The sequence below is a fragment of the Ramlibacter algicola genome, from assembly GCF_016641735.1.
Lineage (GTDB): Bacteria > Pseudomonadota > Gammaproteobacteria > Burkholderiales > Burkholderiaceae_C > Ramlibacter > Ramlibacter algicola.
The window spans coordinates 1,939,651-1,955,156 of record NZ_JAEDAO010000001.1 but is presented as its reverse complement, the minus strand read 5'-3'; the positions used below and the strand labels follow the sequence as shown (position 1 = coordinate 1,955,156).

Annotated in this window: 14 protein-coding genes; 6 read left to right on the top strand and 8 right to left on the bottom strand. The window is 70.4% G+C overall.

Features of this window, described 5'->3' with window-relative positions; translation table 11 throughout:
* Window positions 1-40 precede the first annotated feature (40 nt).
* Together cysE and I8E28_RS09540 are read right to left on the bottom strand one after the other, a co-directional pair.
* A complete protein-coding gene (gene cysE, locus I8E28_RS09545) occupies window positions 41-736 on the bottom strand; it encodes a serine O-acetyltransferase (RefSeq protein ID WP_200787746.1) in 696 nt (231 codons plus the stop codon).
* A 32-nt stretch (window positions 737-768) separates the two neighbouring features.
* On the bottom strand, window positions 769-1,488 hold the full coding sequence (locus tag I8E28_RS09540) for an RNA methyltransferase (RefSeq protein WP_200787745.1): 720 nt from the start codon (window positions 1,486-1,488) through the stop codon (window positions 769-771).
* 109 nt (window positions 1,489-1,597) lie between these two features.
* Between I8E28_RS09540 and I8E28_RS09535 the strand changes: the two genes are divergently transcribed.
* Window positions 1,598-2,539, top strand: a complete 942-nt coding sequence (locus tag I8E28_RS09535) for an inositol monophosphatase family protein (protein WP_200787744.1) — start codon at window positions 1,598-1,600, stop codon at window positions 2,537-2,539.
* 13 nt (window positions 2,540-2,552) lie between these two features.
* Window positions 2,553-3,632, top strand: coding sequence for a mechanosensitive ion channel family protein (locus I8E28_RS09530; protein ID WP_239027213.1), 1,080 nt, complete (start codon window positions 2,553-2,555; stop codon window positions 3,630-3,632).
* Window positions 3,633-3,785: 153 nt separating this feature from the next.
* Here the strand turns inward: I8E28_RS09530 and I8E28_RS09525 are convergent, their stop codons facing one another.
* Window positions 3,786-4,088, bottom strand: coding sequence for a hypothetical protein (locus tag I8E28_RS09525; protein ID WP_200787742.1), 303 nt, complete (start codon window positions 4,086-4,088; stop codon window positions 3,786-3,788).
* 257 nt (window positions 4,089-4,345) lie between these two features.
* Between I8E28_RS09525 and mutS the strand changes: the two genes are divergently transcribed.
* The 4 genes from mutS to I8E28_RS09505 all read left to right on the top strand — a co-directional run bounded on the left by mutS (window position 4,346) and on the right by I8E28_RS09505 (window position 9,634).
* Complete coding sequence (mutS, locus tag I8E28_RS09520; RefSeq protein WP_200787741.1) at window positions 4,346-6,967, top strand: DNA mismatch repair protein MutS; 2,622 nt, start codon at window positions 4,346-4,348, stop codon at window positions 6,965-6,967.
* A gap of 103 nt (window positions 6,968-7,070) precedes the next feature.
* Window positions 7,071-7,898, top strand: coding sequence for a proteasome-type protease (locus I8E28_RS09515; protein WP_200787740.1), 828 nt, complete (start codon window positions 7,071-7,073; stop codon window positions 7,896-7,898).
* A gap of 97 nt (window positions 7,899-7,995) precedes the next feature.
* Complete coding sequence (locus I8E28_RS09510) at window positions 7,996-8,808, top strand: alpha/beta hydrolase (RefSeq protein WP_200787739.1); 813 nt, start codon at window positions 7,996-7,998, stop codon at window positions 8,806-8,808.
* 85 nt (window positions 8,809-8,893) lie between these two features.
* Complete coding sequence (locus I8E28_RS09505; protein ID WP_200787738.1) at window positions 8,894-9,634, top strand: alpha/beta fold hydrolase; 741 nt, start codon at window positions 8,894-8,896, stop codon at window positions 9,632-9,634.
* 190 nt (window positions 9,635-9,824) lie between these two features.
* On the opposite strand, the gene I8E28_RS09500 is transcribed toward I8E28_RS09505, so the two are convergent.
* From I8E28_RS09500 to I8E28_RS09480, 5 genes are all read right to left on the bottom strand, one after another.
* Window positions 9,825-10,028: a hypothetical protein gene (locus I8E28_RS09500; protein WP_200787737.1), complete on the bottom strand. Its 204-nt coding sequence runs from the start codon at window positions 10,026-10,028 to the stop codon at window positions 9,825-9,827.
* 123 nt (window positions 10,029-10,151) lie between these two features.
* Window positions 10,152-10,976 carry an undecaprenyl-diphosphate phosphatase gene (locus tag I8E28_RS09495; protein WP_200787736.1) on the bottom strand — a complete coding sequence of 275 codons (825 nt, stop codon included), beginning with the start codon at window positions 10,974-10,976 and terminating at the stop codon, window positions 10,152-10,154.
* A gap of 62 nt (window positions 10,977-11,038) precedes the next feature.
* Window positions 11,039-11,980, bottom strand: a complete 942-nt coding sequence (locus tag I8E28_RS09490; RefSeq protein ID WP_200787735.1) for an alpha/beta hydrolase — start codon at window positions 11,978-11,980, stop codon at window positions 11,039-11,041.
* Window positions 11,981-12,131: 151 nt separating this feature from the next.
* The gene (locus I8E28_RS09485) at window positions 12,132-12,878 is read right to left on the bottom strand and encodes a response regulator (RefSeq protein ID WP_200787734.1); all 747 of its coding nucleotides are present in this window, start codon (window positions 12,876-12,878) and stop codon (window positions 12,132-12,134) included.
* Window positions 12,879-12,919: 41 nt separating this feature from the next.
* On the bottom strand, window positions 12,920-15,313 hold the full coding sequence (locus I8E28_RS09480; RefSeq protein WP_200787733.1) for a hybrid sensor histidine kinase/response regulator: 2,394 nt from the start codon (window positions 15,311-15,313) through the stop codon (window positions 12,920-12,922).
* Window positions 15,314-15,506 lie beyond the last annotated feature (193 nt).

The window sequence follows — 15,506 nt, the reverse complement described above, 5'->3', positions numbered from 1 at the left end:
GGCGGAAGCGCTGGATTCCCGCCTTCGCGGGAATGACGGATCAATGGACCCGCGCCCTTTCGCCCTGCTTCATCTGCAGCCGCTCGATCGCCTGCCACAGCTGAGCGATCTGGTGCTCGTGCGACGCGGCGTTGTCGATCAAGCCGCGCATGGCCTCGCTGACCGGGTCCCCGGCCTGCGTGGCGCCATAAGGCGCGAACGCCTTCCGCTCCCCCTTGTCCTCGGCCCGGATGATCCGCGCCGGAATGCCCACCGCCGTCGCACCCGCGGGCACGGGCCGGATCACGACGGCGTTCGCGCCGACCACCGCGCCATCACCGACGGTGAAGCTCCCGAGCACCTTCGCGCCCGCGCTCACGACCACGTTGCGGCCCAGCGTGGGATGGCGCTTGGCGCCGCGCTCCAGCGAGGTGCCGCCCAGCGTCACGCCCTGGTAGATCGTGCAGCCGTCGCCGATCTCGGCCGTCTCGCCGATCACGACGCCCATGCCGTGGTCGATGAACACGCCGCGGCCGATGCGCGCGCCGGGATGGATCTCGATGCCGGTCAACCAGCGCGCGACCGTCGACACGAAGCGGCCCGGCCAGCGCAGGCCACGCGTCCAGCACGCATGCGCCAGCCGGTGCAGCACCAGCGCGTGGAAGCCGGGATAGCAGGTGAGCACCTCCCACGGCCCGCGGGCGGCGGGGTCGCGGTCGAGGATGCACTGGATGTCGCTGCGGAGGCCGTCGAACATGACTGGAAGTGATGTGCTTCTGTCCGGCCAGTCTAGGGCGTCCCCTTCTTCGCCGCTTCGAGCATGGCCTTGGCGACACCACGCAGGATGTGGATTTCCTCCGGGGTCGGTTGCGCGCGATTGAACATCTGGTGCAGGCGCGGCATCAGCTTCTTGGGCGCCGCCGGATCGAGGAAGCGGATGGCCACCAGCGCCTCTTCCCAGTGCGCCAGCATCCCGCTCACCGCCTTCGCATCGGCCGCCACGACCGGTGGTGCCGAGGGCTTCACGTCGAACCCGCCGAGCGCCAGCCGCCATTCGTACGCGACCAGTTGCACCGCCGCCGCGAGATTGAGCGAGCCGTAGTCGGCCGCGGTCGGGATCGTCAGCGCCACGTGGCAGCGGTACACGTCCTCGTTGCGCATGCCGTAGCGCTCGGACCCGAACAGGAAGGCCACACGCCGGCCGACCAGCGTCGGCAGGTGCTCGCGCGGCGTCGAGGTCGGCGGGCCGAAGTCGCGCGGCGTCATCGCGGTGGCGCACAGCACGTCCACGCCTTCGACGGCCTCGTCCAGTGTCGCCACGATGCGCGCCTTGGCCAGCACCTCGGTGGCGCCGCTGGCCCGATCGATGGCTTCCTGCCGCGCCAGCACGTCGTCCCAGCGCGGCGCGACCAGCACCAGGTCGTCGAAGCCCATCACCTTCATCGCGCGGGCGGTGGCACCGACGTTGCCGGCGTGGCTGGTGCCGATCAGGACGAAACGCGTGGTCATGGGTGGGGCGGGTAAAATCGCTGGCATTGTCGCCGCCCGCATCGCCGGGCCGTCGCACGCTCTTCGAACCCACGGGCCCGCGCCGCGCGCCCGCAAGTCCACACAATCCATGCCGTCCCCCAACCTGCACCCCATGCTCAACGTGGCCGTCAAGGCCGCACGCGCCGCCGGCGCCATCATCAACCGCGCCGCGCTGGACATCGAATCGGTCCGCGTCTCGCAGAAGCAGGTCAACGACTTCGTCACCGAAGTCGACCACGCGAGCGAGCAGGTCGTCATCGAGACGCTGCTGCAGGCCTACCCCGACCACGCCATCTGGGCCGAGGAATCGGGGCAGCAGCATGGCCGCCAGGGCAGCGACCATGTGTGGATCATCGATCCGCTGGACGGCACCACCAACTTCATCCACGGCTTCCCCGTCTACTGCGTCAGCATCGCGCTGGCGGTGAAGGGGCGCGTCGAGCAGGCCGTCATCTTCGATCCCACGCGCAACGACCTCTTCACGGCCACGCGTGGCCGCGGCGCGTACCTCAACGAGCGCCGCATCCGCGTGTCCAAGCGCACCGAACTCGCGCGCTGCCTCATCTCCACCGGCTTCCCGTTCCGGCCCGGCGACAACTTCCAGCTGTACCTGCGCGCGATGGCCGAGGTGATGCAGCGCACCGCCGGCCTGCGCCGCCCGGGCGCTGCCGCGCTCGACCTGGCCTACGTCGCCGCCGGCTACACGGACGGCTTCTTCGAGACCGGCCTCTCGCCCTGGGACGTCGCCGCTGGCTCGCTGCTGGTCACGGAGGCCGGCGGCCTGGTGGGCAACTTCACCGGCGAGCCGGACTTCCTCGAGCAGAAGGAATGCGTCGCGGGCAACCCGCGCGTGTACGGCCAGCTCGTGTCGATGCTCTCCAAGTACAGCAAGTTTGCCGCCGCCGGCGACAAGGCCGCGGTGCGCCAGGGCCTGCCGCCCGCACCGGGCCTGGGCGAGCCGCGCGAAGCCGATGCCGCCGCTGCGCAGGACGCGCCGGCCGCCGGCACCGACCAGCCCGCCGACGAGTGAGGAGGCCCGCCGCTTGAACGCTGCCACCCTCGTCACCGACCTCCTGCAGCGCGATCCCTGGCTCGCCACCGTCTCGCTGGCCTTCGCCGCGGTCGTGGTCGCGCTGGTCGTCCACCACGTGGGCGGCCACCTCGCCCGCCGCGCGACGCGGCAGGCGCCCGTGCTGCATGCCGTGCTCACCGCGATGGAGCAGCCCGCCGGCGCCGCCATGCCGCTGTTCGCGCTGCAGCTCGTGTGGCAGGTCGCACCCGACACGCTGCGCGAGATCGGCCACGTGCGGCACATCAACGGCCTGCTGCTGATCGCCGCCCTGACGTGGTTGGCGATGGCCGCGATCCGCGGCGTGGCAACGGGCGTGATCGCGCGGCACCCGGTCGACGTGGAAGACAACATGCAGGCGCGCCGCATCCACACGCAGGCGCGCGTGCTGGCCCGCAGCGCGATGACCGTCGTGCTGATCGCGGGCGCGGCGATGATCCTCATGACCTTCCCGGGCGCGCGCCAGGTGGGGGCCAGCCTGCTCGCCTCGGCCGGCGTGCTGGGCATCATCGGCGGCCTGGCCGCGCGGCCGGTGTTCAGCAACCTGATCGCCGGCCTGCAGCTCGCGCTGGCGCAGCCGCTGCGCCTGGACGACGTGCTGATCGTCAACGGCGAATGGGGCCGCGTCGAGGAGATCACCGGCACCTACGTCGTGCTGCGCATCTGGGACCAGCGCCGCCTGATCATCCCGCTGCAGTGGTTCATCGAGAACCCGTTCCAGAACTGGACCCGCAGCAGCTCGGAGATCCTGGGGACGGTGTTCCTGAGCGTCGACTACGCGATGCCCGTCGAGGCCCTTCGGGCCGAGGGCAAGCGCCTGGTCGAGGAAGCCCCCGAATGGGACCGCCGCGTCTTCGTCGTGCAGGTCACCGACACGACCGAAACCACGATGCAGATCCGCGTGCTGGTCTCCGCCGCCGACTCCGGCAAGGCGTTCGACCTGCGCTGCCGCGTGCGCGAAGGCCTGCTGGCCTTCATGGCCCGCGAGTACCCGCAGCACCTGCCGCTGCGGCGCCATTCCGTGCTGGAGCGGGCGGCCGAACCGGGCACCTGAGGCGAGCTGCTCAACGCAGAGGACACAGAGGGAAGACAGAGAGCACGGAGAAAACCAGAAAGTATTCTGGGACTTCTTCTGCGTCCTCTGTCTTCCCTCTGCGTCCTCTGCGTTCGGACAGCTCACGAAGCGGCGCGACGGCGCCGCGCAACCTCAGCGCCCGTTCCAGGACAGCGTCGGGCCTTGGGGCGAGTGCTTGCGGAAGGCGGCGACGTACAGCTGGCCGAAGAACAGCACGATGTTCATCTTCTGGATCGCCTCGCGGTGCAGCCGCCAGGCGTGCTGCAGCTGCGACGGCTTCAGGCCGCCGGTGACGGCATCGGCCAACTCGAGCCGCGCGGCGGCGGCGCTTTCCTGGGCCCGCGCCGCGGCACGGCTTGCGGCGGAGCAGATCGTCTTGAGGTAGCCAAGCTGGTGCTGCGGCACCACCACGAACTCCCCGGGCTTGCTGGACATGTAATTCGACTCCCTGAACGGCGACAGCAATTTGTTGGGACCCACTGTCGCCACGGACCCGCCCCGGCGCTGTAGGACGGGTCCGCCGCATGGCATCCGTGCTGCGCGGAGCCCGAACGGGCCATTCGTGTCGGCGGGCGCGATCCATGCCACACCGCTGCGAGGATTTCCCGCCGCCGGACCGGCTTGCGGCTGAGGTGGCGGCGGCCTCCCGTACCATCGGAGCCTCCCCGTCCGACCACCCCTCCCCGAGCGACATGCTGCGCACCGAGCCGCCCAGCGGCGGCACCCCCGACCTGTCGGGCCACACGCCCATGATGGCCCAGTACCTGGCCATCAAGCACGAGTACCCCGGCACGCTCGTGTTTTACCGGATGGGCGACTTCTACGAGCTGTTCTTCGGCGATGCGGAGAAGGCCGCGCGCCTGCTCGACATCACGCTCACCCGGCGCGGCAACTCCAATGGCGAGCCGGTCGTGATGGCGGGCGTGCCCTTCCACTCGGTCGAGGGCTACCTCGCACGGCTGATCAAGCAGGGCGAATCGGTCGCCATCTGCGAGCAGGTCGGCGACGTCGGCGCGTCGAAGGGACCGGTCGAGCGCAAGGTCGTGCGCGTGGTCACGCCGGGGACGCTGACGGACACCGAACTGCTGGCCGACAAGTCCGAAGCCGTGCTGCTGGCCGTCCACCAGGGCTCGCGCCACCGCTGCGGCCTGGCGTGGCTGAGCGTCACGCAGGGGGCACTGCAACTGGCCGAGTGCGCCGGCGACGAGCTCGAGGGCTGGATCGCCCGCATCGGGCCCAGCGAGCTGCTGCACGGCAGCGACGTCACCGACACCTTCCGCCAACGCCTGCGCGCATTGCGCTTCGCCGGCGACGTGTCGATGACGGAACGGCCCGCGTTCCAGTTCGACGAAGGCCTGGGCTTGCGCAAGCTGCTCGAGCAGCTGAACGCGTCGACGCTGCAAGCCTGGGGCGCCGATACGCTCGTGCATGCGCACGCCGCCGCAGCCGCGCTGCTCACGTACGCCGAGCACACGCAGGGCCGCGCGCTGTCGCATGTGCAGAGCCTGCAGGTGCAGCGCGACGACGAGCTGATCGACCTGCCGATCACCACCCGGCGCAACCTCGAGCTCGTGCAGACCCTGCGCGGCGAGGACAGCCCCACCCTCTTCTCCCTGCTGGACAGCTGCATGACCGGCATGGGCAGCCGCCAGCTCAAGTGCTGGCTGCTCGAGCCGCGCCGCGATCGCACGCAGGCCACGCAGCGGCACGATGCCATCGAGCTGCTGCGCGCCGGAGGCTTCAAGCGGCTGCGCGAGGAGCTCAAGGGCACCAGCGACGTCGAGCGCATCACCGCCCGCACGGCGCTGCGCCAGGTGCGTCCGCGCGAGCTGGTCGGCCTGCGGCAATCGCTGGAGAAGGCCGCCCACTTCGCCGCGTCCGTCGAACCGGCGACCGCGCTGCTGGAGCAATTGCGCAAGGACCTGCATCCGCCGGCCGGCTGCGCCGGGTTGCTGGCGCGCTGCCTGATGGAAGAACCCGCGGCGCTGGTGCGCGACGGCGGCGTCATCGCCACCGGCTTCGACGCCGAGCTGGACGAGCTGCGCGCGATCCAGGACAACGCCGACGGCTTCCTGCTGCAACTGGAAGCACGCGAGCGCGAGCGCACCGGCATCGCCAACCTCAAGGTGCAGTTCAACCGCGTGCACGGCTTCTACATCGAGGTCACGCAGGGGCAGCTCGACAAGGTGCCGGCCGACTACCGCCGCCGCCAGACGCTCAAGAACGCCGAGCGCTTCATCACCCCGGAACTCAAGGCGTTCGAGGACAAGGCGCTGTCCGCACAGGAACGCGCACTGGCGCGCGAGAAGTTCCTCTACGAGCAGCTGCTCGACGCATTGCAACCGCACGTGCCCGCCCTCACCCGCCTGGCGCGCGCGATCGCCTCGCTCGATGCGCTGTGCGCGTTGGCCGAACGCTCGCTGACCCTGAACTGGTGCCGGCCGCAGTTCACCCGGGAGCCCGGCATCGAGATCGTGCAGGGCCGGCATCCGGTGGTCGAAGCGCGCCTGGCCGAGACCACCGGCGGCTCGTTCATCGCCAATGACACGCGCCTGGGTCCCAAGCAGCGCATGCAGGTCATCACCGGCCCCAACATGGGCGGCAAGAGCACCTACATGCGCCAGGTGGCGCTGGTGTGCCTGCTGGCCGCCATGGGCTCGTACGTGCCCGCCCAGGCCTGCCGCCTCGGGCCGATGGACGCGATCCACACCCGCATCGGCGCGGCCGACGACCTGGCCAACGCGCAGTCGACCTTCATGCTGGAGATGACCGAGGCCGCGCAGATCCTGCACGCCGCGACGCCGCAGTCGCTGGTGCTGATGGACGAGATCGGCCGCGGCACGTCGACCTTCGACGGCCTTGCGCTCGCGGCCGGCATCGCGTCGCACCTGCACGATCGCACGCAGGCGTTCACGCTGTTCGCCACCCACTACTTCGAGCTCACCGAGTTCCCGGCGCAGCACCACGCGGCCGTCAACGTGCACGTGAGCGCCACCGAGTCCGGCACCGACATCGTGTTCCTGCACGAGATCCAGCCCGGCCCGGCCAGCCGCAGCTACGGCATCCAGGTCGCGCGGCTTGCCGGCATGCCCGCCGCGGTGGTCAAGCACTCGCAGGCGGCGCTGCAGCGGCTGGAAGAACAGCAGCACCTGGCGCGCGAGCAGGTCGACCTGTTCGCCACGCCGCCCGAGGTGGCCGCGGCCGCGCCGAGCGCGGTGGAGGCAGCGCTGGGCCAGCTCGACCCGGATACCATGAGCCCGCGGGAAGCGCTCGACGCGCTGTATGCGCTGAAGAAGAAACTGGACACCCCTTAACCTTGTCATCCCCTGGGCCTGTCATCCCGGCGAAAGCCGGGATCCATGTCCAGGAGTGGATTGCGGATCCAGTCCGCAATGACGACTCCAGGAAAAGACGACCATGACCTACTGCGTCGGCATCAAGCTCAATGCAGGCCTGGTGTTCCTCTCCGACTCGCGCACCAACGCGGGCGTGGACCACATCAGCACCTTCCGCAAGATGATCGTGTACGAGCGCGCCAACGACCGCTTCATGGTGCTGCTCACGGCCGGCAACCTGTCGATCTCGCAGTCGGTGCGCGAGATCCTGCAGGTCGAGCAGCTGAAGGACGCGGACGGCAAGGAGCCGATCACGATCTGGAACGCGCGCAGCATGTTCGACGCCGCCCGCGTGCTCGGGCAGGCGGTGCGCCACGTGTACGACCGCGATGCCGCAGCGCTCAAGGCATCGGGCGTCGAGTTCAACATCTCGCTGATCTTCGGCGGCCAGATCCGCGGCGAAGGCATGCGCCTGTTCTCGGTCTACTCCGCCGGCAACTTCATCGAGGCCACGTCCGAGACGCCCTACTTCCAGATCGGCGAGTCCAAGTACGGCAAGCCGGTGCTGGACCGCGTGATCACGCCGCAGACGCCGCTGGCCGAAGCCGCCAAGTGCGCGCTGGTGTCGATGGATTCGACGATGAAGTCCAACCTGTCCGTCGGCCCGCCGCTGGACCTGTGCGTGTACGAGGTCGACCGGTTCCAGACCGACAAGATGGCCTGCCTGGACCACAACAACCCGTACTACCGGATGCTGCACACCAGCTGGGGCCAGAAGCTGCGCGAGGTGTTCGACAGCCTCGAGGACCCGGTCTGGGACGACGCCCACACCGAGACGCCGCTGCTGGCGCAGCACCCGGTGCACAAGCCGCTGAAGAAGATCACGCGGCCGGACGAGCGGTTGATCTAGCCCACTCCGTCGTCCCCGCGGAGGCGGGGACCCGCCGCTTCCGACCCCATCGCATGGAAGCGATGGATCCCCGCCTCCGCGGGGATGACGAAGACCCATGTCCCTGATCCTCTTCTCCCACGCCAACAGCTTCCCCGCCGCCACCTACACGCAGCTGTTCAAGCTGCTGCGCGCGCGCGGCTTCACCGTCAAGGCGGTCGACAGGTTCGGCCATGACGCGCGCTGGCCGGTCACCAACAACTGGCCGCACCTCGTCGAGCAGCTGCACGACCTCGCGCAGCGCGAGGTGGACAAGGCCGGCGCGCCGGCGTTCTTCGTCGGCCATTCGCTGGGCGGCTTCCTGAGCACGATGGCCGCATCGATGCATCCGCAGCTGGCCGCAGGCGTGCTGATGCTCGACTCGCCGCTGCTGGGGGGCTGGAAGGCGCGCGCGCTCAACGCCGCCAAGCGCACGCAGCTGGTGGGCTCGATCTCGCCGGGGCGCATCAGCCGCCAGCGCAAGAACCGCTGGCCGAACAGCGACGCGGCGTTCGAGCACTTCCGCCACAAGCGCGCGTTCGCCCGCTGGGACGAACAGGTGCTGCGCGACTACGTCACCCTGTGCATGCAGGACGACGGCGGCGACCGCGTGCTCGCCTTCGACCGTGACATCGAGACGGCGATCTACAACACGCTGCCGGACCACCTGGACCGCCTGCTCGCGCGCCATCCGCTGCGCTGCCCGGCCGCCTTCATCGGCGGCTGCCAGTCGGAGGAACTGCGCCAGGTGGGCCTGGCGATGACGCAGCGCGTAGTGCACGGCCGCATGACCATGCTCGATGGCAGCCACCTGTTCCCGATGGAAAAGCCGCTCGCCACCGCGGCCGCCATCGAGGCGTCGCTGCGTTCGATGGAAGCCGACTTGCGCTGACCCGGGCCATTCGCGCGCCGCTCCTACACGGGCTCGCAGCGCGCCCCCACGCTTGCGGATGGGTTGCGGGCCGCACAGTGGAGGCATGCCAACCACGGCCACCGCCTTCCGAGCGCCGCCCCTGATGCTGCTGGCCGCCGAGCCGCTGCGCGCCGTCTTCGATTTCTGCGCCTCGCGCTTCTGCGCCACGGCCACGCCGGTGGGTGACGGGCACCCGGTGGTCGTCTTCCCAGGCCTCGGCGGCGCGCCTTTCACCACCTCGCACCTGCGCAAGTACCTCGCCGACTCCGGCTTCGCCGCGCACTGCTGGGGGCGTGGCGTGAACACCGGCCCGGACGGCGAGCTCGAAACGTGGCTCGATGGCCTCGAGAGCGACCTGCGTCGGCACCACGACCACGCCGGCCGGAAGGTGAGCCTCGTGGGATGGAGCCTGGGTGGCATCTACGCCCGCGAACTCGCCAAGCGCGCGCCCGATGCCGTGCGGCAGGTGATCACGCTCGGCACGCCGTTCGCCGCGATGCGCGGCAGCACGCACGCCGAAGGTGTGTTCCGCCTGCTCAATGGCGGCAAGACGCAGCTGACGCCGCGCCTCGAAGCGCGGCTGCGCCAATGCCCCCCGGTGCCCACGACCGCTGTCTACAGCCGCAGCGACGGCGTGGTGTGCTGGCGCAGTTGCATCGAGAAGCGCACGCGCCAGTCGGAAAGCATCGAGGTCGGTGCGAGCCACCTGGGGCTGGTCACGCACCCGGAGGTGCTGCGCGTGCTGGTGGATCGGCTCGCGCAGCCGGAAGGCCAGTGGAAGCCGATGCGGCGCGGGCGCGCCTGACCCGGTTTGTCATTGCGGGCTTGAATGACAGCTGCACCTTTGTCATTGCGGGCTTGACCCGCAATCCACACGTAGGCGCGCCAGCGCCGCACCCGGAATGGATTCCGGCTTGCGCCGGAACGACAACGTAGAGGGCGGCCTGCCCCGGGCGCCATGCAAAAGGGCTGCGACTGCAGCCCTTGTTGGTCGTTCACTCCGACGCCGGTCGCCGGTCCGTCACGTTGCGGCGGCCGCGGTAATTGCGTTCGCGCAGCCGGTCCATCGCCGACGACGAGCCGATGCCCCACGTGTCGTCGCCGCTCGATCGCGAGCGCGGCGACTGGGGCTGCTGCTGTTGCTGCGAGGTGGCATCGGACGATCGTTCGTCGCTGCCGCCGCTTTGTTGCTGGTCCATGGCCGTCAGGATTGGCGAGTTTCGCCTTGACAAGGATGATGGCCGCGCACCTCCAGGGTGCCTGTCGGGTCCGCGCGCTGTGGCGAGTAGGACGAAACGCTCACGCCTGATCCAGAGTGGGCCTCATCCGTGCCAATCGACCCAGCCCATCCACGAGGTCAGCAGCACGACGATGCCGAACGCGATGCGGTACCAGGCGAACGGCGTGAAGCTGTGGCTGGAGATGTAGCGCAGCAGCCAGCGCACGCAGGCCCAGGCGCTCAGGAACGAGAACACCAGCCCGACGCCGAACAGAGGCAGGTCGGCGGCGCTGAGGAGCGCGCGCTCCTTGTAGAGGCTGTACGCGCCCGCACCGATGAGCGTCGGGATAGCAAGGTAGAAGGAGAAGTCGGTGGCGGCGCGGCGCGACAGCCCGAGCAGCATGCCGCCGATGATGGTGGCGCCGCTGCGGCTGGTGCCCGGCACCATGGCCAGGCACTGCACCAGCCCGACCTTCAGCGCATCCAGCGGCGTCATCTCGTCGACGTCCTGCACCCGCACCGTGGACTGTTGCCGGCGCTCGGCCCACAGGATCACGAAGCCGCCCAGGATGAAGGTGGTGGCCACCACGCCCGGCGTGAACAGGTGCTCCTTGATCGCCTTGCCCAGCAGCAGGCCGAGGACGACGGCGGGCAGGAAGCCGATGAAGACGTTGAGCGCGAAGCGCTGGGCCTGCGTCTGCGTCGGCAGCGCGACCAGCGTGGAGCGGATCTTCTGCCAGTAGACGATGATCACCGCGACGATGGCGCCGGTCTGGATCGCGATGTCGAAGACCTTGGCCTTGTCGTCGTCGAAGCCCAGCAGGGAGCCCGCCAGGATCAGGTGGCCGGTGCTGGAGATCGGGAGGAACTCGGTGAGCCCCTCCACGACCCCCATGATGGCGGCCTTCAACAACAGGACGAGATCCACGCGCTTTCCTTCCGAACAGGCAAAGCGCGATTATCCCGGCTGGCTCAGCCGCGCGGGATGGCTCAGGCGAGTGCGGACCGCAATTCCGCGGCACAAAGCCGCACGGCCGTGTTGGCTTCCTCGATCACCTTGCCCATGGTGATGAAGCCGTGGATCTGCCGCTCGAAGCTGACCAGCGACGCGCGCGTGCCGGCCGCATTGAGCTTGTCCGCATACGCGACGCCTTCGTCGCGCAGCGGGTCGTAGCCCGCCACCAGCACGAACGCCGGCGGCAGGCCGGCATGGCTCTCGTGCAGCATCGGCGAGGCGCGCCAGTCGAAGTCCTGCTTCGGGTCGGGGATGTAGTGGTCGTGGAACCAGTCCATCGTGTCCTTTTCCAGCAGGTAGCCCTTGCCGTTGGACGCCCGCGACGGGTAGACGTCGTGGCGCTGGTCCGTGGCCGGGTAGATGAGCAGCTGGAAGCGGATCGGCAGCCCTCCGTCGTCGCGCGCCAGCAGTGCCACCACGGCGGCCAGGTTGCCGCCGGCGCTGTCGCCGCCCACCGCGAGGCGCGTGCCGTCCAGGCCCAGGTCCTTGGCATTCGCATGCACCCAGCGCGTCGCCGCCATCGCGTCATCGACCGCGCCGGGGAAGCGATGCTCCGGTCCCAGGCGGTAATCGACGGCGACCACCGCGCAGCCGGACGCGTTGGCCAGTTGCCGGCACAGCGTGTCGTGCGTCTCCAGGTCGCCGATCACCCAGCCGCCGCCGTGGTAGTACACGAGCACGGGCACCGTGGTCGACGCCGCGCTGCCCTGCGGCCGGTACATCCGCAGCGGGATGTCCCCGGCCGGCCCCGGCGCCTTCAGCTCGCGCACCTCGCCGACCTGCGGCGGCTCCGGTTGCGTGACGGCGCGCCGCGCGCGGTAGTACTCGCGTGCCTGCGTGTGCGGCAGCGTGTGCGTCGGCGGGATGTTCTTCTCCTGGATCAGGCGCAGCAGCGCCTGGGCCTGCAGATCGAGCATGGGCGGGGTCTCCTTTGGGAGCGCCATGGTGCCATGGTCAAGCCCGTCGTCCCCGCGGAGGCAGGAACCCACCGCGTCCTCCCACGACCCAGAGAAGGCGGAAGCGATGGATTACCGCCTTCGCGAGAATGACGGAACCGCTTGCGTGAACTCAGTTCCCACCCGGCACGAACATGTACCCCGCATTCCGCACGGTGCGGATGCAGCGCGGCTGGCCCTCGGGGTCGGGTTCGATCTTGCGGCGCAGGCGCCCGATGCGGATGTCGATCGAACGGTCGTAGGGTTCCCATTCGCGCTGGCGCGTCTGCAGCAGCAGCTGATCGCGCGTGAGCACGCGGTTCGGGTTGGCCACGAACGTCGCGAGCAGGTCGTACTCCATCGCGGTCAGCGGCAGTTCGCTGCCGCCCACCTCGAACAGGCGGCGCGACTGCAGGTCGAACTCGCAGCGGCCCACGCGCAAGCGGCCGGGCGGCTGCGTCTGCGCAGGCGCAGGCGCGGATGTCTCGATGGGCGGCGGCGCGGTCCGCGCCTGCAGGCGCCGCAGCACGCTGCGCACGCGCGCCAGCAGTTCGCGCAGGTCGAAGGGCTTGGCGATGTAGTCGTCGGCGCCCAGCTCCAGGCCCACGACCCGGTCCACGACGTCGGCCGAGGCCGTGACCATGATGACGCCCACGGGATGGTGCTCGCGCAGTTCGCGCGCCAGCGCCAGGCCGTCCTCCCCAGGCAGCCGCAAGTCCAGCAGCACGGCGTCGGGCACCGCGGCGCGCAGCTGTTCACGCATCTGGACGCCGTCGCGCGCCTCGGCGACGTCGAAGCCGTGGCCGCCGAGGTACTCGCGCAGCAGCGCGCGCACCGACGAATCGTCGTCGACCACCAGCAGGCGAGCGCGGGCATCCATGCCGCAGGATTCTGCGCCGCGCCTCCTGCGCCAGCACTCGGTTACTGTGGCCCGGTGCACACCGGCGGGGCCGCGCCGAGCAAGCCGGCGACGGTGCCCCGCAGCGCCGCGACGTCGAGTGGCTTGGCCAGCACGGCCGAGATGCCGCCGCCGGCCAGTTCCGCCGGGTCCAGCTCCGCGGCATTCCCCGTGTACAGCAGCACCGGCAATGCGGGCCGGTGCTGGTGCGCGTGGCGCGCGAGCGCGAGGCCGGTCATGCCGGGCATGGTGTGGTCGGTCAGCAGCAGGGCCAGCGGCTCGTCCCTGCGCTCGAGGCGCCGCGCGGCCAGCGCGGGGTCGTGCTCGGCGACGACGTCCAGACCCCAGCCACCCAGCAGGTCCTGCATGAACGCGCTCACCGTCGCCTCGTCCTCGACCAGGAGCACGCGGCCGTGCAGCGGCCCGGGTGGCGCGGCGGTGGGCGCCCGCACCGGCAGCGGACTGTCGAGGCAGGCGATGCGCGGTGCGCGTGGCAGCAGGACGCGGAACGTCGAGCCGTGCCCGGGCGCGGACTGCACCTGCAGGTGCCCGCCATGGTCGTGCACGATGCCGTGCACCATCGCCAGGCCCATGCCGGTGCCGCGGCCCACCGGCTTGGTGGTGAAGAACGGATCGAACATGCGGTCCAGCACGTCGCCGGCGATGCCGTGCCCATCGTCCCGGATCTCGAAGCCGACCCAATCGACCGGCCCCAGGCTGCAGCCACAGGAAGCGCACGGGCCGCTCGCCGGTGCGCAGCCGACGTCCATCTGGATCGTGCCGTGCCCGTCGATCGCGTCGCGCGCGTTGAGGAGCAGGTTCAGCAGCACCTGCTCGAACTGCACCGGGTCGACCAGCACGTGCGGCAAGTCCAGCTGCACGTCGGCGCACGAACCGCAGTCCAGCACGATGGTGGACGGCAGGTTCGGCCGCAGCAGTTGCACCACCTCGAGCGCGACCTGCCCCGGCACGAGCCGGCGCCGCTCGCCGCGGTGCGGCCGCGAGAACGCGAGCAGCTGGGCCACGTGGTCGCGCGCGCGCTCGGCCGCCAGCCGCGCCTGCGCGAGTTGCGACGCCAGCGTCGCGTCGGCCGACGCCGCCGGCCCTTCCTGCGCCAGCATCACGTAGCCGAGCACGCTGGTGAGGATGTTGTTGAAGTCGTGCGCGAGGCCGCCGGTGAGCTGGCCGATCGCCTGCATCTTCTGCGCCTGCCGCAGCTCGCGTTCCAGGTCGCCGCGCCGCTGTTCGGCGGCGATGCGGTCGCTGATGTCGCGCGACGCGTACAGCACGTGCGGCTGCCCGCGGTACGTCATCGGCGTCGCGCGCACCTCGACCTCCAGCGGCGTGCCGTCCATTCGCCGCGCCGTGGTCTGGAACGACAGCGGCTGGCCGCCCAGCGCCAGCTGGTGCTCGGCGAGGTGGCGTGCCCCGAGCGCGGTGCCCGACGGCGACGGCGTTTCGGGCACGCGCAGCACCTCCTCGCACGTGGACCCGCTCAGGACCGCGTAGGCCGGATTGACTTCGACCGCGCGGTAGTCGGCATCGCGCAGCACCAGCGCATCGGCGGACGCGTTGAAGATCGCGCGGTACTGCTCCTCGCTGCCGCGCAGCGCCTTCTCGGCCTGCCGCGCCTGCGTGACGTCGCGCCCCATGTACAGCACGTGCGGCTTGCCCCGGTGCTGGATCGGCACGGCGCGCAGCTCCAGCTCGTAGTGGCCGCCGTCGCGGCGCAGCAGGTGCGTCTGCAGCCGCGGGGTCGAGCCGGCCAGCGCCTGCTCGTGCATCGCGCGGATGCGCGAGACGATTGCCGGCGGATTCGCCATCACCTGGTCGGCGCCCAGCACCTCGGCCCGTGAGAAGCCGGTCAGCGCTTCGTAGGTGGCGTTGACGTCGACGATGCGGAACTGCGCGTCGCGCAGCACCAGGGCGTCGATCGACGCGTTGAAGATCGCGCGGTACTGCGCCTCGCTGTCGCGCAGCGCCTGCTCGCGCTGGCGCCGCTCGGTGATGTCGCGCAGCACCGCGAGCGCATGCGGGCGCGCCTGGTGCACGAAGGGCAGCACGCGCAGGTCGGCCTCGAAGGTGCTGCCGTCGGGACGCAGCACCGTGGTCTCGACGTGCGTCGGGATGCCCTGCAACGCGCGCCGCACCATCTGCAGCCGCGAACGCACGTACTGCGACGGCATGCCGGGCGGGTACGTGCGGCCCACCATCTCGTCGCGACGGTAGCCATACAGCGCGAGGCCGGCGGGATTGACGTCGACCAGGCGCGGCGTCTCGTCCCAGAGGAACAGGCCATCGAGGCTGGATTCGAAGATCGCGCGATACGGCGGTTCGCGCACGTCCGTGGCACGGCGCCGCCGGCGCGAGCCACCCTCGCCGGCGGCGATCGGCAGCGGGGCGGGCAGCCGGTCCATCGCGCCAGTCTAGGCGCCGTGCACGCGACCGTCGCGGCGATTTCCAGGGCGATACACGCGCGATACGCAGCGATGCGAACCAGGCTCGGCCGTGCGGCGCGGACACACGTGGATCACGCACGCATACGCACTCGCCGGCGCGTGACATGCGCCTGATACCGCGGTCGCCCAGACTGCAGCCATCGATCTTCCG

Bases quoted from the DNA above. Each gene is read 5' to 3' on its own strand.
- I8E28_RS09500 (WP_200787737.1), bottom strand. From the start codon at position 10,028: ATGGACCAGCAACAAAGCGGCGGCAGCGACGAACGATCGTCCGATGCC.
- I8E28_RS09480 (WP_200787733.1), bottom strand. From the start codon at position 15,313: ATGGACCGGCTGCCCGCCCCGCTGCCGATCGCCGCCGGCGAGGGTGGC.
- I8E28_RS09540 (WP_200787745.1), bottom strand. From the start codon at position 1,488: ATGACCACGCGTTTCGTCCTGATCGGCACCAGCCACGCCGGCAACGTC.
- cysE (WP_200787746.1), bottom strand. From the start codon at position 736: ATGTTCGACGGCCTCCGCAGCGACATCCAGTGCATCCTCGACCGCGAC.
- I8E28_RS09505 (WP_200787738.1), top strand. From the start codon at position 8,894: ATGCCAACCACGGCCACCGCCTTCCGAGCGCCGCCCCTGATGCTGCTG.
- I8E28_RS09525 (WP_200787742.1), bottom strand. From the start codon at position 4,088: ATGTCCAGCAAGCCCGGGGAGTTCGTGGTGGTGCCGCAGCACCAGCTT.
- I8E28_RS09515 (WP_200787740.1), top strand. From the start codon at position 7,071: ATGACCTACTGCGTCGGCATCAAGCTCAATGCAGGCCTGGTGTTCCTC.
- I8E28_RS09485 (WP_200787734.1), bottom strand. From the start codon at position 12,878: ATGGATGCCCGCGCTCGCCTGCTGGTGGTCGACGACGATTCGTCGGTG.
- mutS (WP_200787741.1), top strand. From the start codon at position 4,346: ATGCTGCGCACCGAGCCGCCCAGCGGCGGCACCCCCGACCTGTCGGGC.
- I8E28_RS09535 (WP_200787744.1), top strand. From the start codon at position 1,598: ATGCCGTCCCCCAACCTGCACCCCATGCTCAACGTGGCCGTCAAGGCC.
- I8E28_RS09510 (WP_200787739.1), top strand. From the start codon at position 7,996: ATGTCCCTGATCCTCTTCTCCCACGCCAACAGCTTCCCCGCCGCCACC.
- I8E28_RS09490 (WP_200787735.1), bottom strand. From the start codon at position 11,980: ATGCTCGATCTGCAGGCCCAGGCGCTGCTGCGCCTGATCCAGGAGAAG.